The organism is Pseudomonas sp. TE3552 (genome assembly GCF_056278945.1).
The window spans coordinates 43,297-69,282 of record NZ_JBWBQJ010000001.1 but is presented as its reverse complement, the minus strand read 5'-3'; the positions used below and the strand labels follow the sequence as shown (position 1 = coordinate 69,282).

Here is a 25,986-nt window from a genome sequence, read left to right as displayed (position 1 = left end):
TTTTCCAGGAGCAGAGTATGGATCCGCGCAGTGAAGTACTGCTTCGTCAGGCCGAGTTATTCCAGGGTTCGGTGCTGCTGGCCGGTTTGCCCGCCGATGATTTGCTGGGTCGCTTGCCCGAGGCCCACGGCTGGTGCTGGCACGCCGGCGATCAAGCAGCACTGGACGCCCGTTTCGTCGAGCGCAGCCATTTCGGTGTGAACGCACCGGCACGTGAATTCGACAGCGCCGTGGTGTTTCTGCCCAAGTCCAAGGACCTGACCGATTACATCCTCAACGCCCTCGCCTCTCGTCTTGCCGGTCGTGAGTTGTACCTGGTGGGCGAAAAACGCAGCGGCATCGAAGGCGCTGCCAAACAGCTGAACCCCTTTGGCAAACCCCGCAAGCTCGACAGCGCACGGCATTGCCAGCTCTGGCAGGTCACCGTGGCCAATGCACCAGAAGCCAAATCGCTGGAAAGCCTGACTCAGGAATACGAACTGCCACTGGCCGAAGGCCCGTTAAAAGTCATCAGCCTGCCGGGCGTGTTCAGCCACGGTCGACTGGATCGCGGTAGCGCCCTGCTGCTGGAACATCTGGATAAACTACCGAGCGGCCACTTGCTGGACTTCGGTTGTGGCGCGGGGGTGTTGGGAGCGGCGGTCAAGCGGCGTTATCCGCACAATCAGGTCACTCTGCTCGATGTGGATGCGTTTGCCACGGCCAGTAGTCGCCTGACCCTGGCCGCCAATGGCCTGGAAGCTGACGTCATTACCGGCGACGGCATCGACGCAGCCCCCATGGGTTTGAGCGCGATCCTGAGCAACCCTCCGTTCCATGTCGGTGTACACACCGATTACTTCGCCACAGAGAATTTGCTGCGAAAAGCAGCTAAACATCTGAAAAACGGTGGCGAACTGCGACTGGTAGCGAACAGCTTCCTGAAGTATCAACCGCTGATCGAAGAGCATTTGGGCGCGTGTGCGATCAAGGCCGAAGGACAGGGTTTCCGGATCTACCGGGCCAAGCGCGGCTGAAAACGCTTTTGAAAAAGAGGGCTTGCCCAATCGGATTTGCCTAGGCAGAATCCGCTCCGTCCTAGGGGAGTAGTCTCCCACGAGCGCCATGCTCGTCCGGCATACGTCAACATACTTGGTCAATAGACCATGGCGTATGCGACCCAAGCGTCCGCACCAGACGGATCGCAGGGTTTGACAAGACCTATGACACGAACACCTTACCCGGGGCGGGAAGGCTGTACGTGTCATAGCCGTGTCGACCCGCCCCTTAGGAAAACCCTGATGATGCTGGATTCTCTACTCGTTCCCACCGCAATCGTTGCCTTGGCCGAAATCGGCGACAAGACGCAACTGCTCGCGCTCATTCTCGCGGCTCGCTTTCGCAAACCCTGGCCGATCATTGCCGGCATCGTCGCCGCAACCCTGGCCAACCACGCGGCAGCCGGTGCGGTAGGTGCCTGGTTCGGCAGTTTCTTCTCGAATGCGACGCTGCACTGGATCCTCGCCGCGAGCTTCGCCGCCACTGCGCTGTGGACCCTGGTGCCGGACAAGATGGACGAAGACGAAGCCAGCACCGCCCGCAAGTTCGGACCGTTCCTGACTACGCTGATTGCGTTCTTCCTCGCCGAGATGGGCGACAAGACCCAAGTCGCTACCGTGATGCTCGCCGCACAATACCCGGACCTGTGGCTGGTGATCATCGGCACCACCGCCGGGATGTTGATTGCCAACGTGCCGGTGGTACTGGCCGGTAACTTTGCCGCGGAAAAACTGCCTTTGACCCTGATCCGTCGCCTGGCGGCGTCGGCGTTCTTCATCCTGGCGATTGTCGCGGTGTACAAGGCGATGCAGAGCAGTGGGTGGGTTTGACCCTGAATCTGGTAAGAAACAGATTGTGGCGAGGGGGCTTGTCGGAACGCCGCACCGCCCCGCTCGACTGCGCAGCAGTCGCAAAACAGACCGCCGCGTAACTGAAGCATTGTGGTGAGGAACTCAAGAAGGGCTGCTTCGCAGCCCAACGGGGGCAAGCCCCTCGCCACAAGCCTCACCCAATGACTATCAGGATTTCCTGGCTTTCTCGTACAACGGCATGACTTTCGGAATCGCCGCCTGTAACGACGCGATCCGACTGGCCGACGCCGGGTGAGTGCTCAAGAACTCTGGCGGTGCGCCGTTCGAGGCTTTGCTCATTTTGTTCCACAGCGTGATCGCGGCGTTCGGGTTATAACCGGCGCGGGCGGCCAATTCGAGGCCGATCAGGTCTGCCTCATTTTCGTTCTCGCGACTGTTGGGCAAGGTCATGCCGTATTTGGCCACGGTGTCCGCCAGGGCCAGGCTGTCCTGACCCAGACCGAGCAACGCACCGGCGCCCTGCTTGGCCATTTCGATACCGTAAGCCTTGGACATCGCTTCGCGACCGTGCTCGCGCAAGGCGTGAGCGATTTCATGGCCGATGATGGCGGCGATTTCGTCGTCAGTGAGATGCAGGGTGTCGATCAGCCCGGTGTAGAAAATGATCTTGCCGCCAGGCCCGCAGGAGGCATTCAGCTCGTCGCTCTTGATCAGGTTCACTTCCCATTGCCACTGGGCCGAATCCGGACGGAACACCGGCGCCTGGGCAATCAGGCGATTGGAGATCGCCTGGACGCGCTTGGCATCGTTACTGGATTTGTCCAGCACGCCTTTGGTGCTCGCCTCCCCGATAGTCTGTTGATAAGACTGGGCGTACATCTGGTTGACCTCGGCAGTCGACAACATGCTGAACATGTATTGCTTGCGCTCAACGCCCACGGCACCACCGCTGGTGGTGTTGACCGACTGACAACCGGCGAGCAGCAGACCTGCGCTCAGTGCACACAAAACCAATGTCTTATTCATCAAGAAGCTCCCTGGAAACATGCCGCGTATCCTAAGTGGGGATTTGTATCGGCGCCAGATACAACGGACGTGCAGCACGTACATTTCAGACAAGGCCTTTATCACCGTAGGAAAAAATTCACACAACAGCGCCCGCCCCGGCCGATCACAGTCCGCAATGATTCATTTACGACATCCAGCACTCCAAAACAGCCAATTCGTGACACCTCGTTCATGACCCTCCGCCCTTCTGCCGATACAGCACCGCAGACGTCCTCTTGCGTGCGGAGCACCCATGAAATTCAAGTCGATCCAGTTTTCCGTTGCCGCCCTGGCAGGCGCTATCGTTCTTAGCGTCGTCGCCGCCCTGGTGCTGTACGCGCTGTTTTCCGGTGCCCGGACCCAAGACATGGTTCAGCAACGGACCCAGGCGCAGTTCGAGCAGGTCATTGAGCAGCGCCTGACATCACTGGCGCAAACCCAGGTCAGCCAGATCCAGCGCGAACTCGAAGCACCACTGCTGATCGCCGGTGGCCTGGTGCGGGTCAACGCGTTGATCGGCACCCCGGGCGCCGACGGCCAGCCACAACTGAGCCTGAGTCGTGAGCAACTGATCAGCCTGATCAAGGAAAACGTCGCCCAAAACCCGAAAATTCTCGGCACCTACATCGGTTGGGAAAAAAACGCCCTCGACCATAACGATGCGGCCTACGTCGGCACCCAAGTGGTCGGCATCGACGCCAGTAACGGGCGCTTTCTGCCGTGGTGGTTTCGCAACGAAGACGGCAGCCTGGGCCTGGATAAACTGGTGGACGTCGACGACCAGAAAACCCTGTCCACCGGTGTGCGTGCCAGCGAGTACTACCTGTGCTCGAAAGAAACCAGAAAACCCTGCGTGATCGATCCGGCGCCCTACAAGGTCGGCGACAAGATCGTCATGCTCGCCTCCTTTATTGAGCCGATCATGCTCAACGGCACGTTCCAGGGCATCGTCGGCGCCGACCTGTCGGTGAACTTCATCCAGGAAATGCTTCTTGGCGCGAATCAGAAACTGTACAGCGGCGCCGGGGAAATGGCCCTGATCGGCGGTAATGGCCGAATCGTCGCCTACACCAAAGACCCGAGCAAATTCGGCGAAAAGGTCAGCGATATCCTCGACAGCAAACAGATTGCCAACATGGCCAATCTCAAGCGCGGCGAAGTGACCTACTCCGTCGACAAAGCCCAAGGCCGGATCGAGTTGTATTTGCCGTTTGGCATCGGCCAGACCGACGCCCGCTGGACCCTGATGCTGCAATTGCCGCTGAACGCGGTGATGGCCGACCTGCAAAAGCTTCAGGGCGATCTGGATACCCAGCGCAAGTCCGACACCTTTGGCATGGCCATGGTCGGTCTATTGATTGCCGGTATCGGATTGCTGGTGATCTGGCTGGTGGGCCACGGCATTGCCCGGCCGCTGAAGCAAATGGTGACCATGCTCGAAGACATCGCCCAGGGCGAAGGCGACCTGACCCGCCGCCTGACCAGCGACCGCAGCGACGAACTGGGCTCGATCGCCAAGGGTTTCAACACCTTCCTGGCCAAGTTGCAGGCGATGATTACTCAAGTGGTGACATCGGTGCAGAGCGTCAGCGACTCGTCGGAACACACCGCCGACATCGCCATCCGCACCAACATCGGCGTGCATAAACAAATGGCCGAGATCGATCAAGTCGCGACCGCCGTGCACGAAATGACCGCCACCGCCCAGGACGTGGCGCGCAACGCCACCCAGGCCGCGCAAGCTGCCAGTCATGCAGATCAGGCGGCGGCGCAAGGCATGCAAATCGTCCGGGATACGTCGAATTCGATTGGTGTGTTGGCCATCGAAATCGGCAAAGCCGTCGGCGTGGTGCAGACCCTGGCCAAGGACAGCGAAAACATCAATGCGATCCTGACGGCCATTCGCGGCATCGCCGAGCAGACCAATCTGCTGGCCTTGAATGCGGCCATCGAAGCAGCGCGGGCCGGTGAGCAGGGCCGGGGTTTTGCGGTGGTGGCTGATGAAGTACGCAACCTGGCGCAGAAAACCCAGAAGGCCACGGAAGAAATCCAGACCATGATTCAGCAACTGCAACAAGGCACCCGCGATGTGGTGCGGGTCATGGAAGACAGTCAGAACCGCACCGACGAAAGCGTGCAGCACGCGGCGAAAGCGGCCGAAGCACTGGAGACCATTACCCAGGCAGTGTCGGTGATCAACGACATGAACACCCAGATCGCCAGCGCGGCCGAGGAACAGAGCGCGGTGGCCGATGACATCAACCGCAACGTGATCAACATCGGGCAAGTGGCCAATGAAGTAGCCGGTGGCGCGGATGAATCGAGCGCGGCCAGTGCGGATTTGACCAAGTTGGCGGAACAGCAGCGGCGGTTGATCAATCAGTTCAAGGTGTGATCAAAGTGCCCCATCGCGGGCTTGCCCGCGAAGACGTCAGCCCAGACAACTCATCAGCCCGGGGTCAAACACTCCGGCCCATTGAGCTTCGGATCATTCACCATGTTCGCCAGCACCCGCTCACGCAACGCCGCGGGTTCGCTGGCCAGCAGCGCCTGCAATACGTGCAACGGCGTTTCGGGATTGAGCCAGGCTTGCTGCCCCGCCGCATCGAGAATCAACGGCCGACGCTGACTCGAAGCAGGTTGGGTGATCACCGCCGTACTCAGCCATACCTGTTCCTGCACCGGATACGCCTCCCAGATCGCCGCGAAGTACAGCGTCGAGCCCTCCCCCGGCGTCAGCCAATACGGACGTTTGCGTGTGGTGCCGCGCCATTCGTAGAAACCATTGGCCGGCAACAGGCAGCGACGCAGGCGCAAGGCTTCGCGAAACATCGGCTGTTCGGCAACGGTTTCGGCACGGGCATGGGCCGGGGTGCGGGACAGATCGGTCAACCAGGGCGGCGTCAGGCCCCAGCGGGCACGGGCCAACTCACGCTGCCCGTCTGCACCGGCACGCAGCATCAACACCGAATCGTTGGGAGAGATATTCCACTGGGCCTGCTGATCGGCGGGGAATCCGGGCAGGGCCGCGAAAGCGGGGTTCCAGCGAAACAGGGCATAACGTCCACACATGGGGCAATACGACTCTTGATCAAACGAACGTCAGCCTAACAGACCAGCGTGCCGGGAAAACTCTCCGGCTCATCGCCGGACAGCGGCAGCGCGGCATTGTACGCGGTGATCAGCTCCCGGGCGTATTGCGCCTGGTCGTTATCGACCGATAAACCCAGCAGGCCGAATATCGGCAATTCCCCGGTGCCGCCGATCAAATCCCGGCCCACCAGATGTGCCTCGATGCCTTCGCTGGCGAGCATGCCTTGAAGCAGTTCGCCTTCCATCAGGTTTTCCGGTTCGTAGATGCGCTGCATAAATCCTCACTCGTTTTCGCTGTGAACTTCGAGCAACCATTCATGACCGTCTGTCTGCAAGACAAAAGTGATGGGACGGCAACACACAGGACAATCTTCGATATAGGTCTGATCGCCGCCGGACAAGTCCAGAACAGCCTCAGACTCTTCACCGCAATACGGGCATTCATAGCGCTCGGTTTCCAGCATCGCGGTCTCCCAAGTGACTTGTGCGTATAATCGCCGGTCTATTTGCAGGGCTATTTTCGTCTGACTACCTTTTCAGACCGTGCCCCGTTGGTTTTCGATCAAAACCTTTACTTACCCTAGCCGTTTCTAACAAGAGAGCATGATGGGCGAATTCGATGCCATCCGACCTTACGACGACAGCGAAGTCCCAGCGGTGCTGGCACGGCTGCTCGGCGACAAGGCGTTTCTAGATATCCTCACCCACTTCCGCTTCCCGCGTTATGCCGGTGCCTTCGGCTGGATGCTCAAACCTCTTATAGCTCATCGACTGCGCCGTGAGTTCGCCGACGTCAACTCGGTGGCCACTTTGCAAGACAAAGTCGAGTTTTACGTCGACCACACCATCGAGCGTGCCACAGACGGTGTGACGTACACCGGCGTGGAGCAATTCAAGTCCGGCAGCGCCTACCTGTTCATCGCCAACCACCGCGACATCGTGATGGACCCGGCCTTCGTCAACTACGCCGTGTACCACGCCGGCCTGCCGACCCCGCGCATTGCCATTGGCGACAACCTGCTGCAAAAGCCTTTTGTCAGCGATTTGATGCGCCTGAACAAGAGCTTCATCGTGCACCGTTCGATCACCGGTCGCCGGGAAAAAATGGCGGCGTATCAGCTGTTGTCGGCGTACATCAACCACTCGATCCGCAACGATTGCGCCTCGATCTGGATCGCCCAGGCCGAAGGCCGGGCCAAGGACGGCGACGACCGCACCGAGTCAGCGATCCTCAAGATGTTCCACATGAGCCGCAAGGACGAGCCGTTCGGTGAAGTCATCCGCTCACTGAACCTCACCCCGGTGTCGATCAGCTACGAATACGACCCGTGCGACCAGGCCAAGGCGCGCGAGCTGTACATCCGCGCCACCACCGGCAGCTACACCAAGGTGCCGGGCGAGGATGACGTGAGCATCGCCAAGGGCATCACCGGTTACAAAGGCCGGGTCCACGTGAACTTCGCCGCGCCCATCACCGAACTGTTCGAAGACACCAAGCAATTGGCGATCGAAATGGACAAGCAGATCCTCGGCGGTTACCGGTTGTTCCCGGTGCACTACCTGGCTTACGCGCAGTGGAAAGACGCCGACCCGCAATTGCAGGTACCGAAAGCGACCGAGCTGTTTGCGGCAGACGAACTGGCCAAGGCCCAGGAAGAATGGCAGCGTCGGCTGGAGGCTTGCCCTGAAGAACATCGCCCGTTCATGGTGCTGCAATACGCGATGCCGGTGCGCAATCAGTATCGGGTCAAGGCCGGGTTGCCGCTGTAAGCGATTTTGACTGGATATGACAACGGCGCCCTGTGGCGAGGGGGCTTGCCCCCGTTGGGCTGCGAAGCGGCCCCATTTCAGGTTCATGTACGGGGATGGGAGTGCTGCGCACTCCAACGGGGGCAAGCCCCCTCGCCACAGCAAGCTCCCTCGCCACAGGGTCTTGTGTCAGATCTTCAAACGCGAGTACTGATCCACGACACCAGCAACGCCATCCCGAGGCAGGCGAAACCGAAGCGGTAGAAAAAACGGTTCATGCGCAGGGTCGCCCAATCCAGTGTTGGCTCTTCACTGGGACGACTTTGGCGCTGCGCCTCGATACTGGCCATTGCGCGCTGTTCGCGACGACGGGTGGCATGCAGCAACCAACTGCCCGGAAATGCCAACAGCAAAGCCAGCAGGTTGATCAATTTGGCGGGATGAGCAGTAAAGAGCGAAATCAAATGCAGCGACATCACAAACCTCAGGCAAACCGGTGTAGCAGACGCCGGACCGACGACCACGGCGCGGATTCTACCGAAAGCGCCCCGACCTGCCCCGGCTTTCCGACAAATAACGAAACCATTTAACCGATTACTGTCCTGTGTCATGGCGTCGTCATCTGAATCCGCCAGTCTGTCGCCCCTCGAAACCGACACGGATTACGTCATGCTTCACGCCGAAAACCAGGACCGCCTCTACTTCATTGCCCAAAGCGACGAACAACAAACCTTAGTCGGCAGCCTCGCCTTCAACGTACAGGACCGGCATTGGCTGGTGTATTGCGCATTGGGCGGGCATCAACATGCGGACTTGCCAGAGACGGATTTGCTGACGGGGGTGAGTGTGCTGGATTTTTATTCGCAGGCGGCTTGAACGTCCTGCAGACACGGTGATTTCTATTGTAGGAGCCGCAGGCACAAAAAACCCGGTGCCATCACTGACACCGGGTTCTTTAAACAAGCCGCAAACCGTTACTCGGCAAGCACCTGACCAATCGTCGGATCCTTGAACAAGCGGGTCAACGCATCGCTCAACACATCACTGACCAGCTTGGTATTGGTTTCCTGATTCGGAGCCATGCCAAAACGCTGATCCAGCGACGCACCATAACGACCGCTGTAACGACGGTTGGCATTCTGCACATCCGAACGGAACGTCGCGCCAATCGTTGCTTCAGTCACATACAAACCTTCTTTGGGCGACTGATACTTCAGCTCGGCCAGGGTCACCGTCAATTGCGGCGCATTCAGCGCATTGGCCGTCGGCGTGAAGCCCAGCAACCGCACGGCTGCTTCAGCCTGAGCCTGCAGTTTCGGCAGAATCTGCGCGCCCTGCACCGTGATCGCACTGGTCTCCGGGTACAGACCGCCACGGGTTCCCAGCGTTGGCGATGGACGACCATCCACCACACGCACCACCACCGGCTGACCATGGCCGACCGGCGCCAGCTGAGCCGTCAGCTTGGGTTCCGGGTTCAGTTGTTGCGGGCTGTGGGCGCAGCCGACGAGGGTCAAACTGGTCACAGTGATCAAACCGAACAACAGGCGTTGCAACATGCTCTTCTCTCCAGAATCAGGCAACTAACAATGCCAGCAGTATAGCGGTGCGCCACTGCGGCGAACTAGCTTCGCGCAACGATTACTGAAATCTCTGACAAACCCGACACAGCGCGGTTCCTGTCACACATTTGTCACAGCGCAGACACGCGCACGTCATCGCCCGCTGGCAACCTTTATGGCAGTCACCAAAAAAGGTACGTTGCCATGCGTTTTCTCATCTCGTTATTCGCGCCACGCCCGCTGCATCGCAGCTTTGCGCTGCTCGACCGCAATGGCCACTGCCAGGCGTTCAAACAGTGCAGCCTCCAGCCCATGGGCGATGGCTGGGTCGAAATCGAAGAAATCCGCCTCAACTGGCTGCACCATCCCCTGCCCGCCAGTGCCCGTGTCAGCCAGCACCAGCCACGCGCACGCGCGCAACAACTACTGACCACCTGACCAGACGCCTAATAAAAGTCATTAAACACGACCATTTCCCTGCGTTTCTTCGCTACAATCTCCCCCCGATTATAAGGACGTCTCCTGATCGGGCCTCGCAGCATCGTCAATGCCCTGGTATTGACACCCCGCACCGCCCCACAGAGAGCCGCCCACACAGATCGAGTGAAGCTGGCGCGCTTGCTGTTCCTTGAGCAAATTCACCACTTTTCGCGAATCTGCAGAGCTGTCATTACGCTCGGTCACTGAGTTGTTTTGCCCGTTTTTGCCTGCCCATGTACCTCATGGCGGCAATCCATCCGGGCACGGTGCCAGGCTGGGACAGCCCTTTTTTGAGGTTCACGTCTTCAAAAGAGCGTGAAAAAAACGGGTTTTCACAACTTCACAAGAGTGTGGCGAGCAAATGAATAGTTTTGCGTCTGAACATGCACCATTAGCGTCTACAACAGCCCAACGACACAGGACCGAGTATTCCTCGAACACCGGAGCCTGAAGCCTGTCCGCTACGGATTTGGTTGCACAAACGGATGTCTCGACCATAAGTCGAATTGCCAGCCGCGCGCCGAAATGAGTTCATGTGACTCTTGGGCCAGGCCGCATGCATCCGTCGAAGTTGCGAAAAATTGCGAAGATTCGGACATGGCGATCCTGGCCATGGGTACCTGGGGCATCACTGACACGCCCCGTCACTCCTGGCAGCTATGCCGACAATTTGGTGCTGCAGATTTTGGAGACGCGTTAAATGGCGCATAACGAAGCAGTCGACGTAGTACTGGTTGGGGCCGGCATCATGAGTGCCACCCTCGCGGTACTGCTCAAAGAGCTCGACCCCGCGATCAAGCTGGAAGTCGTCGAGCTGATGGATTCCGGTGCTGCGGAGAGTTCCAATCCGTGGAATAACGCCGGTACCGGTCACGCCGGGCTGTGTGAGCTGAACTACACGCCGCAGGCCGCCGACGGCACCGTCGACATCAAGAAGGCCGTGCACATCAACACCCAGTTCGAGGTGTCGAAGCAGTTCTGGTCGTACCTGACCAAGAAAGGCACCTTCGGTTCGTGCAAGTCGTTCATCAGCCCGGTGCCGCACCTGAGCTTCGTGCAGGGCGACGACGGCGTTTCCTTCCTCAAGGAACGCTTCAAGGTGCTGAGCAAGCACCACGCCTTCGCCGACATGGAATACACCGAAGACAAGGCCAAGATGGCCGAGTGGATGCCGCTGATGATGCCGGGCCGTCCGGCCGACGAAGTTATCGCCGCCACCCGCGTGATGAACGGCACCGACGTCAACTTCGGCGCCCTGACCAACCAATTGCTCCAGCACCTGACCAGCGCACCCGATGCCCAGGTCAAGTACTGCAAGCGCGTCACCGGCCTGAAGCGTAACAACGGTGGCTGGACTGTCAGCATCAAGGACGTCAATACCGGCAACAGCCGTGAAGTCGACGCCAAGTTCGTTTTCCTCGGTGCTGGCGGTGCGGCACTGCCGCTGCTGCAAGCCTCGGGCATCGAAGAAAGCAAAGGCTTCGGCGGCTTCCCGATCAGCGGCCAGTGGCTGCGTTGCGACAACCCGGAAGTGGTCAAGCACCACCAGGCCAAGGTCTACAGCCAGGCCGCGGTCGGTTCGCCACCGATGTCCGTGCCGCACCTGGACACCCGTGTGGTCGATGGCAAGAAGTCCCTGCTGTTCGGGCCTTACGCCGGTTTCACCACCAAGTTCCTCAAGCACGGCTCCTTCATGGACCTGCCGATGTCGGTTCGCGCCGGCAACATCGGCCCGATGCTGGCCGTGGCCAAAAACAACATGGACCTGACCAAGTACCTGGTCAGCGAAGTGATGCAGTCGATGGAACAGCGCCTGGAATCCCTGCGTCGTTTCTACCCTGAAGCGAAAGCCGAAGACTGGCGCCTGGAAGTGGCCGGCCAACGGGTGCAGATCATCAAGAAAGACCCGAAGAAAGGCGGCATTCTACAGTTCGGTACCGAACTGGTCGCAGCCAAGGACGGCTCCCTTGCCGCCCTGCTCGGCGCGTCGCCAGGCGCTTCGGTGACTGTTTCGATCATGCTTGAGCTGATCGAAAAATGCTTCCCGAACAAAGCTTCCGGTGAATGGGCTGCCAAACTGGCGGAAATCTTCCCGGCTCGGGAAAAGGTCCTGGAAACCGATGCTGCGCTGTATCGCAAGATCAACACGCAGAACAACATCGCGCTGGAACTGGTTGAAGAAAGCAGCGAAACCCCAAGCTACGCTTGATTCAGCCCCATAAAAAACGCCCCGTTCTCATTGAGAGCGGGGCGTTTTTTTATGGGCAGTGAATGTGGCGAGGGAGCTTGCTCCCGCTGGGTTGCGAAGCGGCCCCAAAATTCTGCGAACGGCAGAGAATTTGTGAGCGCTGCGCACTCAAGCGGGAGCAAGCTCCCTCGCCACAGATGCCGGTGTGCCTGACGTTAACCGCGAGCCTTGTCGATCAGTTCGATGTACTCGGCGGCGTTGCGCTGATCCTTGATCAGGGCAACGAAGTCATTGCCGTGTTCATCCTTGCCGTTCAGGTCCAGGCCGGCTTCGACAAAGAACGTCAGAAAACGCTCGAAATCATCGATGCGCAGGCCACGGTACGCCTTGATCAGTTTGTGCAGCGACGGTGAAGTGGCGTCGACCGGCTCGAAATCGAGGAACAGTTTGATCTGCGCATCGCCGATCTCGTCACCAATCACTTGCTTCTTATCTTTACGCATTGCCGACTCCAGCTCGCAGACATTTCACAGGGCGGGCAGTTTACCCCTGCCTTGATGCCGGGCTCAACGCGGACGAACGCTGCCTGTGTGCAGATCGGCCCAGATATGGCCATTGGCGTAACTCAGAAACTGGCAATACACCGTGTCGTTGCGCAGCAAATCGACCACCACCCGGTACTGGGCCAACGGGTAATACAGGGTCAGGGTTTTGCTTTTTTCGTCGTAGATCGGTTTTTTCAGGCTTTTGCTTTCGCCATCGAAGTTGACCAGCACCTGGCTGATGGTCGCGCCCTTGTTCAAGGGTTTGCCCTTGAGGCGGATCAGCAGAGGCGACGTGACCGGGATCGGCTGTTGATTGGACTGGCGCTGGCTGCCGAGTACCACTGAATACTCAGTGACCTGCAACAGTTGCTGCTGCTCGGGTTCAGCGTCACGCAGGGTCAGGTCATCCGGGGGCAAAAACTGCGCGTGCATCGGCGCCGGAGCGGCGGCCAGAGGCAGGCTGAGGGTCAGCAACAGGGCGGCGCAGCTGCGGATCAAAAGGCTCATGACAGGCTCCGGGGGCGGGGCCGAGCACTCTAGCATGATGATCAATCGGGTGAATAACCGATCCAGATCAATACTCTGGAAGACAAGGCTGGGCATACTGAAAGAGCCTTCAGCCCTATTTCGACGGTGCGCCGTCTATTTTGGAGTCCCCATGTCATTCTCCATGCCCCCGTTATTCGCCGCCTGGCGTCAGACCCTGCGTGCAGGTTATAGCCTCAGACGCTTGCGCGGCGACATCAGTGCCGGGGTGACGGTAGGGATTATCGCCATCCCCCTGGCCATGGCCTTGGCGATTGCGGTGGGAGTAGCGCCCCAGCAAGGTTTGTATACGGTGCTGATCGCGGCCCCCCTGATCGCCCTGACGGGAGGCTCGCGCTTCAATGTCAGCGGGCCGACAGCCGCGTTCGTGGTGATACTGCTGCCGATCACCCAACAATACGGTCTGGGTGGCCTGCTGCTTTGCACCATGCTTGCCGGGGCAATCCTGATTGCCTTGGGGCTGATTCGGGCCGGACGGCTGATTCAGTACATTCCTTATCCGGTGACCCTGGGCTTTACCGCCGGGATCGGCATTGTCATCGCCACACTCCAACTAAAGGATTTGCTGGGCCTGAGTACCACCGGGCATGCCGAACATTACATCGAGCAATTAGCTGCGCTGCTCCAGGCGTTACCCAGCGCCCGCCTGGGAGACGGGATCATCGGTGTTATGTGCCTGGCGGTGCTGATTGTCTGGCCGCGCTTTGTGCCGAGGATTCCGGGACATCTGGTCGCACTGGCCGTCGGCGCATTGTTGGGGCTGGCGCTGGAAGATGGCGGGTTACCGATTGCGACGCTGGGCGAGCGCTTCAGCTATATCGTCGACGGCGTCAGCCACCCCGGCATTCCGCCGTTTCTGCCGAGCTTCGACTGGCCGTGGAATCTGCCGGGGCCCTACGGCCAGCCGCTGCATTTGTCTTACGACCTGATCCGCCAATTAATGGCGCCAGCGTTTGCCATCGCCATGCTCGGGGCCATCGAATCGTTGTTGTGCGCGGTGGTGGCCGATGGCATGACGGGCAGCAAACATGACCCCAACGCCGAACTCCTGGGTCAAGGCATTGGTAACCTGGTCGCCCCGCTGTTCGGCGGCATTACCGCCACCGCGGCGATTGCCCGCAGCGCCACTAACGTGCGCAGCGGGGCGTTTTCGCCATTGGCGGCAATTATTCACAGTGCAGTGGTACTGCTGGCGATACTCGTCCTCGCCCCGCTGTTCAGCTACTTGCCAATGGCTGCTCTGGCGGCATTGCTCGTGATGGTGGCGTGGAACATGAGCGAGGCCCGGCATGTCGTGCACACCTTGCGCATCGCACCACGCAGCGATGTGTTGGTCTTGCTGACCTGTCTGAGCCTGACAGTGCTGTTCGACATGGTGCTGGCCGTTGCCGTTGGGCTGTTGCTGGCCGCCGGGCTGTTCGTCAAGCGCATGAGCGACCTCACGGACACCGCCGAATTGCCTCGAGAGTTCCATCAAGCCTTACAGGATTTGCCGGAGCATGTTCGTTGCTATGCGATACGCGGGCCGTTGTTTTTCGGCGCTGCGGAAAAAGCCCTGGGCGTGCTGCGCAAATTCAGCCCGGAAGTCAAAGTGGTGATTGTCGAGATGAGTGCCGTGTCCATGCTGGACATGACGGCGTTGGCGGCCTTCGACAATATCCTCAGGGATTACCGCACCGACGGCATCGGCCTGATTCTGGTCGGGACGGTTGCGCGCGTGCGCCTGAAACTCAGGCGCGCGGGCATCCATCGGGAACAGCGTCAGTTGGCTTACGTGAACAACCTGGAACAGGCTCGACGCAAAAGCGAACGCTGGCTCGTCGGGCAGGACTGAATGCGCAGTTCAAGCGAACTGAGCAGGCATTCGGGTGGGAGATCTGCCTTCAAACGTCAAAGTGTCTGGCGGCTAAAACCGCCCCCAGATAGTCACCCTGCTTACAGGCCTTTAACGGCAAAAATCCCGTTGGCGTTACGCCAGTAGCCTTTGTAGTCCATGCCATAACCGAAGATGTAACGGTCAATGCACGGCAGGCCGACGAAGTCGGCTTTCAGGTCCGGGCGAGCCTTGCGGTCGTGGTCCTTGTCGATCAGCACGGCGGTGTGCACTTTGCGGGCACCGGCGTGTTTGCAGAAGTCGATGATCGCGCCCAGGGTATGACCTTCATCGAGGATGTCGTCGATGATCAGCACGTCACGGTCGATGAACGACACTTCCGGCTTGGCTTTCCAGAACAGCTCGCCGCCACTGGTTTCGTTGCGATAGCGGGTGGCGTGGAGGTAGGACGCTTCCAGCGGGAATTGCAGATGGGTGAGCAGCTTGCCGGCGAAAATCAGGCCGCCGTTCATCACGCAGAACACCACCGGATTGCTTTCAGCCAGTTGTTCGTTGATGTGTGCACCGACGCGGGCGATGGCCGCCTCGACTTCAGCTTCGGTGTACAGGCAGTCAGCCTCTCGCATGATTTGACGGATATGCTCGAGATCAGCGGACATGGCGCTCTCCAAGGGGGGGTTGTAGTCACGAAAGGCGGGCAAAGGTACGCATCAAGCGAGGCCAGATCAAGCGTTTGTGGACTAACGTACTGTATGTCTATAGGACAACACCCTCGGATAGATTAATCTAGGCCGGTTTTTTTGCCCGCCGCCGGAGCCTTTCCCATGCCCATCCTCGAGATCCGCCATCCGCTGATCCGTCATAAACTTGGCCTTATGCGCCGCGCCGATATCAGCACCAAGAATTTTCGTGAGCTCGCTCAGGAAGTCGGCGCCCTGCTGACCTATGAAGCCACCAAAGACCTGCCGCTGGAAAGCTACGACATCGAAGGCTGGTGCGGCACGGTGTCGGTCGAGAAAATCGCCGGCAAAAAAATCACCGTGGTGCCGATCCTGCGTGCCGGTATCGGCATGCTCGAAGGCGTGCTGAGCCTGATCCCGGGCGCCAAAGTCAGCGCCGTGGGCGTGGCCCGCAACGAGGAAACCCTCGAAGCCCACACTTACCTTGAGAAACTGGTGCCGGAAATCGACGAACGCCTGGCGATGATCATCGACCCGATGCTCGCCACCGGCGGCTCGATGGTCGCCACCATCGATTTGCTGAAGAAGGCCGGCTGCAAGGACATCCGCGCCATGGTGCTGGTGGCTGCTCCTGAAGGCATCGCCGCTGTGGAGAAGGCTCACCCGGACGTGACCATCTACACCGCTTCCATTGACCAGAAACTCAACGAACACGGTTACATCATCCCAGGCCTGGGCGATGCCGGTGACAAGATCTTCGGCACCAAGCAGAAGGACGCTTGAGCATGCAGCAAGAGTTCAACGATCCGCTCTGGCGCACGGTACTGTCTGGCGCGCAGATGCTGTTCGTGGCCTTCGGCGCCTTGGTGTTGATGCCGCTGATTACCGGCCTCGACCCGAACGTGGCGCTGTTCACTGCAGGCCTGGGGACGATTCTGTTCCAGATCGTCACCGGGCGTCAGGTGCCAGTGTTCCTGGCGTCGAGCTTTGCCTTCATCACCCCGATCATTCTCGCCAAGGGCCAGTTTGGCCTGGCGGCGACCATGGGCGGTGTGATGGCGGCCGGCTTCGTCTACACCTTCCTGGGCCTTGCGGTGAAGATCAAAGGCACCGGGTTTATCGACCGTTTGCTGCCTCCGGTGGTGATTGGCCCGGTGATCATCTCCATCGGCCTGGCCATGGCGCCGATCGCCGCCAACATGGCGATGGGCAAGGCTGGCGATGGCACTGAGCTGATTCATTACCAGACGGCGATGATGATCTCGATGCCGGCACTGCTGACCACCCTGATCGTCGCCGTGTTCGGCAAAGGCATTTTTCGCCTGGTGCCGATCATCTCCGGTGTGCTGGTCGGTTTTGCCATGGCGTTCTATTTCGGCGTGGTCGATACCGCGAAGATTGCCGCTGCGCCGTGGTTCGCGATTCCACAGTTCACCGCGCCGGAATTCAACTGGCAGGCGATTCTGTTCATCGTTCCGGTGGCCCTGGCCCCGGCCATCGAGCACATCGGTGGCGTGATTGCCGTGGGTAGCGTGACCGGTCGCGATTACCTGAAGAAGCCCGGTTTGCACCGTACCCTGCTCGGCGATGGCATTGCCACCACCGCGGCTGGTCTGTTCGGCGGCCCACCCAACACCACCTATGCCGAAGTGACCGGCGCGGTGATGCTGACCAAGAACTACAACCCGAAAATCATGACCTGGGCGGCGATCTTCGCCATCAGCCTGGCGTTCATCGGCAAGTTCGGCGCACTGCTGCAAAGCATCCCGGTGCCAGTGATGGGCGGGATTCTCTGCCTGTTGTTCGGTTCGATTGCCGCGGTGGGGATGAACACCATGATTCGCCACAAGATCGACCTGGGCGAAGCTCGCAACCTGGTGATTGTCTCGGTAACGCTGGTGTTCGGGATTGGCGGCATGCTGGTCGGCACCGGGACTGGCCCGGACGATTTCGGCCTCAAAGGCATCGCGCTGTGCGCGGTGGTGGCGATTGCGCTGAACCTGTTGCTGCCGGGCAATGACAGTTGGAAGCACAAAAAGGCGGATGAGCCGTTGTTGTAAGCAGGCGACTCAATCCCCTGTGGCGAGGGAGCTTGCTCCCGCTTGACCGGGCTGGCGCACCAGTGCGCAGCACTCACAAAATCTTCATTGACTGCAAAGATTTTGGGGCCGCTTCGCGACCCAGCGGGAGCAAGCTCCCTCGCCACAACAAGCCCACCTTCACTGTGTTCTTACAACGCCAATGGCGCCCTTTCGCACAAGGTGCTCAACGCCCGTGCCCATTGCGGCTCATCGTTAAGGCAAGGCACCAGCACCAACTCCTCCCCTCCCGCTTCGCGGAATTGCTCCTGCCCACGATCACCGATCTCCTCCAGTGTTTCGATGCAATCGGCAACGAACGCCGGGCACATCACCAGGACTTTCTTCACGCCGCTTTTAGCCAACTCATCGAGGCGTGCTTCGGTGTAGGGTTCGATCCACTTGGCCCGGCCTAGACGCGACTGGAACGACACCGACCACTTGCCATCCGGCAGGCCCATGCGCTTGGCAAACTCTGCGGCGGTGCGCAGGCACTGACCGCGATAACAGGTCGCGACCACTTCCGGCGGCGCCCCCGCGCAGCAATCGCCACCACCTTCGAAGCTGTGACCCGGATTGAGCTTCTTCAGGTGCCGTTCTGGCAAACCATGAAAGCTCAGCAGCAGATGATCGTAATCCTGCTGCAAATATGGCGTAGCGCTGGCCACCAGGGCATCGAGGTATTCCGGCTGATCGTAGAACGGCTGGAGAATCGAGAACTGCACGTCGAGTTTCTTCTCCCGCACCACCCGCTTGGCTTCCTCGACTACCGTGGTCACGGTGCTGTCGGCGAACTGCGGGTAGAGCGGCGCCAGGGTGATTTTCTTGTGCCCCTGAGCCGCCAGACGAACCAGCGCCGACTCAATGGATGGCTCGCCATAGCGCATCGCCAGCTCCACCGGCCCGTGGGTCCATTGCGCGGTCATGGCCCGTTGCAGACGACGGCTCAGTACCACCAGTGGCGAACCGTCCGCCCACCAGATCGACGCATAAGCGTGGGCCGATTGCTCCGGGCGCTTGATCAGAATCAATGACACCAGCAAACGCCGCACCGGCCATGGCAGGTCGATCACATACGGGTCCATCAGAAATTGATTGAGGTAACTGCGCACATCCGCCACCGAGGTGGAAGCAGGTGAACCCAGGTTGACCAGAAGCAACGCGTGATCGGTCATGCAACGTCCTATTTCTCAAGGCGGCTGGACACATCGTCCAACGCCGCGCGCAAATCAGTGAACTGGAAAGTGAAACCCGCTTCCAGCAAGCGAGCCGGCATGGCCTTCTGGCCGCCCAGCAACAACAATGACAACTCGCCCAGCACCACCTTCAAGACGAGGGCCGGCATTGGCATGAACGCCGGCCGATCCAGAACGCTACCCAATGTTTTGGCGAATTCGCGATTGCGTACCGGCTTGGGCGCGCAGGCATTATATGGACCGCTGGCCTCATTGCGATGCAGAAGAAAATCAATCAGGGCGATTTGATCGTTGATATGAATCCACGACATCCACTGCCGACCGTTACCGATCGGCCCGCCGAGCCCCAGTTTGAACGGCAGTAACAGCCGCGACAAAAAGCCGCCCTCGGCAGACAACACCAACCCGGTACGGATCAGAATCACGCGAATACCCAAGGCTTCGGCGCGCTGCGCGGTTTCTTCCCAGGCGATGCACAACTGGCTGGCGAAATCATCGATGATCGGTGGAGAGGCCTCGGTCAACTCCCGCTCGCCACCGTCGCCGTACCAACCGATCGCCGAGCCAGAGATCAGCACCTGCGGTTTCTGCTCGCGGCTTTCGAGCCAGGCCAGCAGGGTTTCGGTCAGGGTGATCCGGCTGCTCCACAACAACGCTTTGCGTTTGTGGGTCCAGAGCCGATCGGCGATTGGTGCACCTGCTAGGTTGATAATTGCATCCACCTGCTCCTGACCCAGCTCCTCAAGTCGGGCAACTCCGCGTACCTGAGTGCCACAGATTTTGGCGACTTTTGCAGGCGTGCGACTCCAGACCGTCAGGCGATGTCCCTGAGCCAACCAGTGTCGGCAAAGTTGACGTCCTATCAAACCAGTACCGCCGGTCAGCAATATGTGCATGACATCTTCCTCGCGTGGCGTTTTACCCGGATCACTAGTCTATTTTTATAAGCAGGGATCTTTGGTATCGGGCAGGCTCTGTGTTTAACAATAGGCCAAGCTGTCAGATCGAGAACGCTAAAAGTTATACCAAAAAACAATATTGTACAGGTTTGAACCACGGCGTAGTCTGTACAGACAGGTAAACGAGGCCCCTATGACTGTACCTATCGCAATCATCGGCACCGGCATCGCCGGACTCTCAGCCGCCCAGGCCCTTACGGAGGCCGGGCATGTCGTGCAACTTTTCGATAAAAGCCGCGGCAGTGGCGGACGCATGTCGAGCAAGCGCAGCGATGCGGGTGCTCTGGATATGGGTGCGCAATATTTCACTGCCCGCGACCGCCGCTTCGTCACCGAAGTCCAGCGCTGGCAAAGCAATGGTTGGGTCGCCGAGTGGACGCCGCAGCTCTATACCTTCCACGGCGGCCAGCTCAGACCTTCGCCGGACGAACAGACACGCTGGGTCGGCACGCCACGCATGAGCGCAATCACGCGCGGCCTGCTCGGCGAGCTGGAAGTGCATTTCGCCTGCCGCATCACCGAGGTCTATCGCGGTGAAGAACACTGGCATCTGCAAGACGCCGAGGGCTTCACCCATGGCCCGTTCAGCCATGTCGTCATCGCCACGCCAGCCCCTCAGGCGACCGCACTGCTGGCGGCTGCGCCGAAACTCGCCGGGGCCGCTGCCGGGGTAAAAATGGAGCCGACCTGGGCTGTCGCCCTGGCTTTCGACACGCCGCTGGACACCGCCATCGAAGGCTGCTTCGTGCAAGACAGCGCCCTCGACTGGCTGGCACGCAACCGTAGCAAACCAGGACGCGACACCACCCTCGACACCTGGGTGCTACACGCCACCAGCGCCTGGAGCCGGCAACATATCGATCTGCCCAAGGAAGCGGTGATCGAGCAATTGCACGGTGCTTTCGCCGAACTGCTGCACGATGCCATGCCTGCTCCGACCTTCAGCCTCGCTCACCGCTGGCTTTACGCCCGGCCGGCCAGCAGCCATGAGTGGGGTGCCCTGGCCGATGCTGATCTGGGCCTGTATGTATGCGGCGACTGGTGCCTGTCCGGCCGTGTCGAAGGCGCTTGGCTCAGTGGTCAGGAAGCGGCCCGCCGCCTGCACGAACATCTGCAGTGAGCGGCATCAAGTCGAACCTATTACTGCTGTCGGGAAGGGCAGCAGCCCTGCAGAAAAAAACTTATACAAAAAAATTGACTTGTACACCTTTGGATCTATGCTGAAGTGCATGTTGTACAGAAACACCACTCTGTACAGGTTCAGATTCGAGGTGCTCCAATGCCCGCACAGTTCGCGCCCCGTCCGAAAATCGCCATCAGCGCGAAGGCGTCACAGCTGTGCAGCCGCATCCTTTCTGACTATGCGCTGCATCCCGATTTACCGACGCAAGACAAAGGTCAGCTCAACGATCCGGTGCTGCGGGAAAACTTCCTCATCCGCGTCATCGTTTACGGCGCCTGGCAGCAGTTGCTGCAAGCAGGCCTGACCCGGCGCGGCCTCACTGAGTTTCACTCTCGCTACAAATACCTGTTGATGGCCCATAACCCGGTGCAATACAAAACCCTGGGCAGCCTGCTGGGCAACATGGGCCAGACCGATCCCCAAGTACTCGGCCCGCGCTATTTCAGCGAGCTGATGGTCGCCTTGCAAAAATGCGCCACCCGCAGCACCCACACGAACGTCCTGCAACACATCAGCGGCTATCTCAAACGGGCCATCAGCGCTGAAGACAAACAGCAAATACAGCACGTCATCGACCAGTATCGTCACGGCATCGTGCCCCTGGTGGTGCCACTGACATTGCTCAAACAGCACTTTCACCAACATCCGAATCCGTACATTGCGCAACAGGTTTACCTGCAACCACCCCCGGAAAACCTCTGCCTGCGAAACGCAACTCAATGAAAAGCCCACCCGACACCCGCACCAGTGAAGACCTCGGCATCGACCTCAAGCAGGCCCTGGAGGCAGGCTGGCTGCCCATTCGTGAAGTGGCCCGGCAAACCGGGGTCAATGCCGTGACTTTACGTGCCTGGGAACGGCGCTATGGGCTGATCGTGCCTCAGCGCACTCCCAAGGGGCATCGCCTGTTCTGCGCCGAACACGTTCAACGGATCCTGACGATTCTCACCTGGCTCAATCGCGGTGTAGCGGTCAGCCAGGTCAAGCAACTGCTCGATACGCCTCAAGTGTTTACCGAACCCGTCGGGAACGATTGGCAGTTGCTGCTCCACACACTGCTGCAAGCGGTCAGCCAACTGGCCGAACGCACGCTCGATGACATTGTGAACCAGGCAATGGCGCTGTATCCGCCACGCACCTTGTGTGAACAACTGTTGATGCCGTTGCTGGCCGAACTGGAGCAACGCTGGCAAGGCCAGTTCGGCGCGCAGATGGAACGGGTATTTGTTTATTCCTGGCTGCGTAGCAAATTCGGCGCGAGGATCTACCATAACAACCGCCAACTGCGCAGCGCGCCGCTGCTGCTGATCAATCACTCGGACCTGCCAATGGAGCCTCATCTGTGGCTCGCGGCCTGGCTGATCAGCAGCACCGATTGCCCGGTGGAAGTTTTTGACTGGCCGCTCCCTGCCGGCGAACTGACCCTGGCGGTCGATCACCTGCAAGCACGCGGCGTATTGCTGTATTCCAGCAAAGCCATGAATCTTTCGCAGCTGCCGAAACTTTTGAATGGCATCAGTTGCCCAAAAATGATCGCCGGACCAACGGTATGCATCCACCACGCCGAGTTGTCCGCAAGAACCACCACCATTGCTGATTTGTCCCTGGCCGAAGACCCATTATCGGCCCATCGGGAACTGATTCAGCGCGGGCTTATTTAATGGCGCATTTTTAATGAACCGTGCGGACACCACCATGCAATTGATCTGGCTGCGCAGCGACTTGCGTCTACACGACAACACCGCCCTCTCGGCCGCCGCAGCCCGCGGCCCGAGTGTGGCGGTGTATTTGCTGAGTCCGCAGCAATGGCTTGCGCATGACGATGCGCCGTGCAAAGTGGATTTCTGGCTGCGCAACCTGAGCGAATTGCGCCACGCGCTGGACGCCCTGAACATCCCGCTGCTGATTCGCAAGGCGTCCCGTTGGGATGAGGCTCCTAAGGTCCTGCTCGAGCTGTGCCAGCAACTGAAGATCGATGCCGTGCACGCCAACGAGGAATACGGCATTAATGAAACCCGTCGTGATGCGGCGGTGGCCCAGGCGCTGAAAGCCCAGGGCATCGACTTTCACTGCCATCTCGATCAATTGCTGTTCAAGCCTGGCACCGTTCTGACCAGAACCGGTACTTACTTCCAGGTCTTCAGCCAGTTCCGCAAGGCCTGCAACGAACTGCTGCACGCCTCATTACCCAAGCGGATCGCAGCACCCGTCGCCCAGGCTCCGCTGGATATCGGCAGCGACGAAACGCCCACCCGCGTCGATGGTTTCGACACGCCTGGCGAGCGTTTGCGGGCCCTCTGGCCGGCCGGTGAAACCGAAGCCCAACGCCGTCTCGACGCCTTTACCGATGCACAGATCGATTACTACCACAGCGAACGCGATTTCCCGGCGAAACCCGGCACCAGCCAACTCTCGCCTTATCTCGCCGCCGGGATCATCTCCCCTCGTCAGTGCCTGCACGCCGCGCTGCGAAGCAATCAGGGAGAGTTCGAAAGTGGCAAGATCGGCGCCGTCACCTGGATCAATGAGCTACTGTGGCGCGAATTCTACAAACACATTCTGGTGGGCTACCCTCGGGTCTCCCGGCACCGCGCCTTCCGCCCGGAAACCGAAGCCCTGGCCTGGCGTGACGCCCCCGAAGAACTCAAGGCCTGGCAGCAAGCCCGCACCGGCCTGCCGATCATTGATGCAGCCATGCGCCAATTGCTGGAAACCGGCTGGATGCACAACCGCTTGCGCATGGTCGTGGCGATGTTCCTGACCAAAAACCTGTTGATCGACTGGCGCGAAGGCGAGCGTTTCTTCATGCGGCATCTGATTGACGGCGATCTGGCGGCGAACAACGGTGGCTGGCAGTGGAGTTCGTCCACTGGCACCGATTCGGCGCCCTACTTCCGGATCTTCAACCCGCTGAGCCAGTCGGAAAAGTTCGATGGCGAAGGGGTTTTCATCAAGCATTGGTTGCCGCAGATCAATGAAATGAACAAAAAAGACCTGCACAATCCCGCGAGACTCGATGGATTATTCGGTGTGACGGATTATCCAGCGCCTATCGTCAACCTGAACACTTCCCGCGAGCGGGCCTTGGCCGCGTTCAAGAATCTGCCGTCGCGACAGGGTTTATCGCCACCGGAATCACCTTGATAGCGCAGTTTTACGTATGAACATGGGATTGAATCAGGAAGATAAAGGAGATTGAGATGAGTCGTACACCTCCAAGGCGATACTGGTTGACCGGCGCCAGCAACGGTATTGGTGCCGCACTGGCCGAGCAAATACTGAAAAGCGGCGCCCACCTGGCCGTCAGCTCCCGTTCCCTGGCGCCATTGGAAGCGCTGTCTCGGCGTTATCCCGGACAGGTAATGGTGGTTGCAGGTGATCTGACCAACGGCCAAAGGGTGCGCGAAATCGGCGAGCAGATTGCAGAGCAATGGGGTTCTGTGGACACCATGATCCTCAACGCAGGCACCTGCGAATACGTCGACGTCAGTCAGTTCGACTCATCAATCATCGAGCACATCGTGCGCACCAACCTGCTCGCCAGCAGCTATTGCATCGAAGCCGCCCGGCCCCTGCTGCAGGCGGGCACTGCGCCACATCTGGTGGGCATGGCCAGCTCGGCAACCTACTTGCCCCTGCCACGGGCCGAATCCTATGGCGATTCAAAGGGCGGGCTGCGTCATCTGTTCGAATCCTTGCGCATCGATGTGACCCCGGAAAACATTGAAATGACCGTGGTCAGTCCAGGGTTTATTGATGCCCCCCTGAACAACGATGCTTCGCCCCCCATCGACTGGTCGGCGAGCAAAGCCGCGCGATATCTCTTCGACATGCTCAAGAATCGCCCACTGGAGCTCTCCTTGCCGGAACTGCTCATGCCTACCCTTTGGCCTCTGCCACAAATGCCCGACCAGACGGGACCGGCAATCGGCGAACATGTGGCGCGAAACAACCCGCCGCTCGAGGATCTGTCGTGAAGCCTGGGCGTCCGTCAGGCCTTTCACACAGCAGCTGCCCACTGCCTTACACTGCGCGCCATGAAAATCATTCCCCATACTCAAATCGCCGAGCCTGCGGTCACCTGCTCGACCTGCGCAGCCTGCTGCTGCCAGCTTGAAGTCATGCTGATCACCGACACCGGTGTGCCTGAACGCTTTATCGATACCGATGATTGGGGTGGGGAAGTAATGTTGCGGCTGGATGACGGCTGGTGCGCCGCGCTGGATCGCAACAGCATGATGTGCACCATCTACGAAAAACGTCCGCTGATCTGTCGGGAGTTCGAGATGGGGGCGCCGGAATGCATCACCGAACGCCAGGGAATTGCGACGGCGTATCGGTGACCGCCAGATCCCCGATACCAATGTGGGAGCCCCCTCGTCACAGGTTGCTCCCACATTTAAAACACCGCGGGCTTACAACGGCATCGTGTAATGCAGCGCGTAACTCTCTACGCCGTCGTTTGGGTTGCTGAGCCCGGCATTGGAATAGTGCGTGGCACGTATCCCGACTTCATGTCCGCCGTTAAAGCGCAAACCGAACCCGAAACGGTCTTCAAACTGAAAGGCACTGCCGAGCTTGTTATCTTCGTATTCGGTGTTGGCAAACACCGCGATACCGATACCGGCTTCGACGTAGGGTTTGATGGTCTGACCGGCAAACTCGTACACCAGTACCGGCGAGAACGACAAACTGTGATTGCTCGCTGTTTTGTCGCCATCCCAGTAGGTGTAAGCGCCGCTCCAGTAGCCAGTCAAGCGACCAATATCACTCTGCAACCAGCTCTTGTCCCAATCGAACTGCATGCCCAACCGGTAGGTCATGGTCGAATCGCTGGTCTGGCCAACCCCGAACTCCACCCCTGCCGCCTGCGCAGTAAAACTGTGCCCCATTAACGCGGTCGCAATCGCGGCCAAGCAGAATAGTCGCTTCATTAGAAACATCCTTTCCGAACAATTTAGTATGGTTTTTATGCTGCCCAACAAACAAAGCTATA

The 25,986-nt window shown here is 59.3% G+C and carries 27 protein-coding genes, 1 pseudogene and 1 riboswitch; of the genes and pseudogenes, 16 read left to right on the top strand and 12 right to left on the bottom strand.

Going from position 1 to position 25,986, the window contains the following annotated elements:
• The first annotated feature begins 17 nt into the window (after positions 1–17).
• Together ACZ9BB_RS00350 and ACZ9BB_RS00345 are read left to right on the top strand one after the other, a co-directional pair.
• Entirely contained in the window at positions 18–1,016 is a 999-nt protein-coding gene (locus ACZ9BB_RS00350) for a methyltransferase (protein WP_476212058.1), read from the top strand.
• Between the two features lie 51 nt (positions 1,017–1,067).
• Positions 1,068–1,192: riboswitch (yybP-ykoY riboswitch) on the top strand.
• Between the two features lie 91 nt (positions 1,193–1,283).
• Positions 1,284–1,868, top strand: coding sequence for a TMEM165/GDT1 family protein (locus ACZ9BB_RS00345; RefSeq protein ID WP_205889759.1), 585 nt, complete (start codon positions 1,284–1,286; stop codon positions 1,866–1,868).
• 189 nt (positions 1,869–2,057) lie between these two features.
• Here the strand turns inward: ACZ9BB_RS00345 and ACZ9BB_RS00340 are convergent, their stop codons facing one another.
• Positions 2,058–2,876, bottom strand: a complete 819-nt coding sequence (locus tag ACZ9BB_RS00340) for a M48 family metallopeptidase (RefSeq protein WP_476212057.1) — start codon at positions 2,874–2,876, stop codon at positions 2,058–2,060.
• Between the two features lie 274 nt (positions 2,877–3,150).
• Between ACZ9BB_RS00340 and ACZ9BB_RS00335 the strand changes: the two genes are divergently transcribed.
• Complete coding sequence (locus ACZ9BB_RS00335) at positions 3,151–5,292, top strand: methyl-accepting chemotaxis protein (protein WP_476212056.1); 2,142 nt, start codon at positions 3,151–3,153, stop codon at positions 5,290–5,292.
• 53 nt (positions 5,293–5,345) lie between these two features.
• Here ACZ9BB_RS00335 and ACZ9BB_RS00330 read toward each other — a convergent pair whose 3' ends face one another.
• From ACZ9BB_RS00330 to ACZ9BB_RS00320, 3 genes are read right to left on the bottom strand one after another with little or no spacing between them, the layout of a single operon-like run.
• On the bottom strand, positions 5,346–5,969 hold the full coding sequence (locus ACZ9BB_RS00330) for an SOS response-associated peptidase (protein WP_476212055.1): 624 nt from the start codon (positions 5,967–5,969) through the stop codon (positions 5,346–5,348).
• A 35-nt stretch (positions 5,970–6,004) separates the two neighbouring features.
• Positions 6,005–6,265, bottom strand: coding sequence for a putative signal transducing protein (locus ACZ9BB_RS00325; protein ID WP_476212054.1), 261 nt, complete (start codon positions 6,263–6,265; stop codon positions 6,005–6,007).
• Positions 6,266–6,271: 6 nt separating this feature from the next.
• Complete coding sequence (locus ACZ9BB_RS00320) at positions 6,272–6,454, bottom strand: CPXCG motif-containing cysteine-rich protein (protein ID WP_007905243.1); 183 nt, start codon at positions 6,452–6,454, stop codon at positions 6,272–6,274.
• A 142-nt stretch (positions 6,455–6,596) separates the two neighbouring features.
• Here ACZ9BB_RS00320 and ACZ9BB_RS00315 point away from each other — a divergent pair, with 142 nt between their 5' ends.
• Positions 6,597–7,760 carry a 1-acyl-sn-glycerol-3-phosphate acyltransferase gene (locus tag ACZ9BB_RS00315; protein ID WP_476212053.1) on the top strand — a complete coding sequence of 388 codons (1,164 nt, stop codon included), beginning with the start codon at positions 6,597–6,599 and terminating at the stop codon, positions 7,758–7,760.
• 176 nt (positions 7,761–7,936) lie between these two features.
• Here ACZ9BB_RS00315 and ACZ9BB_RS00310 read toward each other — a convergent pair whose 3' ends face one another.
• Positions 7,937–8,215: a hypothetical protein gene (locus tag ACZ9BB_RS00310; RefSeq protein ID WP_476212052.1), complete on the bottom strand. Its 279-nt coding sequence runs from the start codon at positions 8,213–8,215 to the stop codon at positions 7,937–7,939.
• A gap of 193 nt (positions 8,216–8,408) precedes the next feature.
• Between ACZ9BB_RS00310 and ACZ9BB_RS00305 the strand changes: the two genes are divergently transcribed.
• On the top strand, positions 8,409–8,615 hold the full coding sequence (locus ACZ9BB_RS00305; protein WP_476218157.1) for a hypothetical protein: 207 nt from the start codon (positions 8,409–8,411) through the stop codon (positions 8,613–8,615).
• A gap of 98 nt (positions 8,616–8,713) precedes the next feature.
• Here ACZ9BB_RS00305 and ACZ9BB_RS00300 read toward each other — a convergent pair whose 3' ends face one another.
• On the bottom strand, positions 8,714–9,298 hold the full coding sequence (locus tag ACZ9BB_RS00300) for a YajG family lipoprotein (protein ID WP_105347963.1): 585 nt from the start codon (positions 9,296–9,298) through the stop codon (positions 8,714–8,716).
• A gap of 207 nt (positions 9,299–9,505) precedes the next feature.
• On the opposite strand from ACZ9BB_RS00300, the gene ACZ9BB_RS00295 reads away from it, so the two are divergent.
• Positions 9,506–9,739: a hypothetical protein gene (locus tag ACZ9BB_RS00295; protein WP_476212051.1), complete on the top strand. Its 234-nt coding sequence runs from the start codon at positions 9,506–9,508 to the stop codon at positions 9,737–9,739.
• A gap of 742 nt (positions 9,740–10,481) precedes the next feature.
• On the top strand, positions 10,482–11,990 hold the full coding sequence (mqo, locus tag ACZ9BB_RS00290; protein ID WP_476212050.1) for a malate dehydrogenase (quinone): 1,509 nt from the start codon (positions 10,482–10,484) through the stop codon (positions 11,988–11,990).
• Between the two features lie 194 nt (positions 11,991–12,184).
• Here the strand turns inward: mqo and ACZ9BB_RS00285 are convergent, their stop codons facing one another.
• The gene (locus tag ACZ9BB_RS00285; protein ID WP_154855405.1) at positions 12,185–12,472 is read right to left on the bottom strand and encodes a PA4642 family protein; all 288 of its coding nucleotides are present in this window, start codon (positions 12,470–12,472) and stop codon (positions 12,185–12,187) included.
• 63 nt (positions 12,473–12,535) lie between these two features.
• A complete protein-coding gene (locus ACZ9BB_RS00280) occupies positions 12,536–13,021 on the bottom strand; it encodes a hypothetical protein (RefSeq protein WP_476212049.1) in 486 nt (161 codons plus the stop codon).
• A gap of 151 nt (positions 13,022–13,172) precedes the next feature.
• On the opposite strand from ACZ9BB_RS00280, the gene dauA reads away from it, so the two are divergent.
• Complete coding sequence (dauA, locus tag ACZ9BB_RS00275) at positions 13,173–14,894, top strand: C4-dicarboxylic acid transporter DauA (RefSeq protein WP_476212048.1); 1,722 nt, start codon at positions 13,173–13,175, stop codon at positions 14,892–14,894.
• Positions 14,895–14,995: 101 nt separating this feature from the next.
• Here the strand turns inward: dauA and ACZ9BB_RS00270 are convergent, their stop codons facing one another.
• Positions 14,996–15,553 carry a hypoxanthine-guanine phosphoribosyltransferase gene (locus ACZ9BB_RS00270; protein ID WP_007939779.1) on the bottom strand — a complete coding sequence of 186 codons (558 nt, stop codon included), beginning with the start codon at positions 15,551–15,553 and terminating at the stop codon, positions 14,996–14,998.
• Positions 15,554–15,718: 165 nt separating this feature from the next.
• On the opposite strand from ACZ9BB_RS00270, the gene upp reads away from it, so the two are divergent.
• Both upp and ACZ9BB_RS00260 read left to right on the top strand, forming a co-directional pair.
• Positions 15,719–16,357 (top strand): uracil phosphoribosyltransferase, encoded by a 639-nt coding sequence (gene upp, locus ACZ9BB_RS00265; protein WP_223488058.1) that lies wholly within the window; start codon positions 15,719–15,721, stop codon positions 16,355–16,357.
• Between the two features lie 2 nt (positions 16,358–16,359).
• Entirely contained in the window at positions 16,360–17,634 is a 1,275-nt protein-coding gene (locus ACZ9BB_RS00260) for a uracil-xanthine permease family protein (RefSeq protein WP_476212047.1), read from the top strand.
• Between the two features lie 170 nt (positions 17,635–17,804).
• On the opposite strand, the gene hemH is transcribed toward ACZ9BB_RS00260, so the two are convergent.
• The gene (gene hemH / locus ACZ9BB_RS00255) at positions 17,805–18,827 is read right to left on the bottom strand and encodes a ferrochelatase (RefSeq protein ID WP_476212046.1); all 1,023 of its coding nucleotides are present in this window, start codon (positions 18,825–18,827) and stop codon (positions 17,805–17,807) included.
• 8 nt (positions 18,828–18,835) lie between these two features.
• Complete coding sequence (locus ACZ9BB_RS00250) at positions 18,836–19,744, bottom strand: TIGR01777 family oxidoreductase (protein ID WP_476212045.1); 909 nt, start codon at positions 19,742–19,744, stop codon at positions 18,836–18,838.
• 196 nt (positions 19,745–19,940) lie between these two features.
• Between ACZ9BB_RS00250 and ACZ9BB_RS00245 the strand changes: the two genes are divergently transcribed.
• From ACZ9BB_RS00245 to ACZ9BB_RS00220, 6 genes and pseudogenes are all read left to right on the top strand, one after another.
• The gene (locus tag ACZ9BB_RS00245; RefSeq protein ID WP_476212044.1) at positions 19,941–20,927 is read left to right on the top strand and encodes an NAD(P)/FAD-dependent oxidoreductase; all 987 of its coding nucleotides are present in this window, start codon (positions 19,941–19,943) and stop codon (positions 20,925–20,927) included.
• Between the two features lie 243 nt (positions 20,928–21,170).
• Positions 21,171–21,713, top strand: a pseudogene (locus ACZ9BB_RS00240) (YbgA family protein); the annotation flags it as partial.
• Positions 21,710–22,651 carry a MerR family transcriptional regulator gene (locus ACZ9BB_RS00235; protein WP_476212043.1) on the top strand — a complete coding sequence of 314 codons (942 nt, stop codon included), beginning with the start codon at positions 21,710–21,712 and terminating at the stop codon, positions 22,649–22,651. The pseudogene ACZ9BB_RS00240 and the gene ACZ9BB_RS00235, both read left to right, overlap by 4 nt.
• A 34-nt stretch (positions 22,652–22,685) precedes the next feature.
• Positions 22,686–24,134 (top strand): deoxyribodipyrimidine photo-lyase, encoded by a 1,449-nt coding sequence (gene phrB / locus ACZ9BB_RS00230; protein ID WP_476218155.1) that lies wholly within the window; start codon positions 22,686–22,688, stop codon positions 24,132–24,134.
• A gap of 56 nt (positions 24,135–24,190) precedes the next feature.
• Positions 24,191–24,967, top strand: coding sequence for an SDR family NAD(P)-dependent oxidoreductase (locus ACZ9BB_RS00225; protein ID WP_476212042.1), 777 nt, complete (start codon positions 24,191–24,193; stop codon positions 24,965–24,967).
• A 60-nt stretch (positions 24,968–25,027) separates the two neighbouring features.
• Positions 25,028–25,333 carry a YkgJ family cysteine cluster protein gene (locus tag ACZ9BB_RS00220; RefSeq protein ID WP_476212041.1) on the top strand — a complete coding sequence of 102 codons (306 nt, stop codon included), beginning with the start codon at positions 25,028–25,030 and terminating at the stop codon, positions 25,331–25,333.
• Positions 25,334–25,405: 72 nt separating this feature from the next.
• On the opposite strand, the gene ACZ9BB_RS00215 is transcribed toward ACZ9BB_RS00220, so the two are convergent.
• Positions 25,406–25,924, bottom strand: a complete 519-nt coding sequence (locus ACZ9BB_RS00215; RefSeq protein ID WP_476212040.1) for an acyloxyacyl hydrolase — start codon at positions 25,922–25,924, stop codon at positions 25,406–25,408.
• Positions 25,925–25,986: the final 62 nt, after the last annotated feature.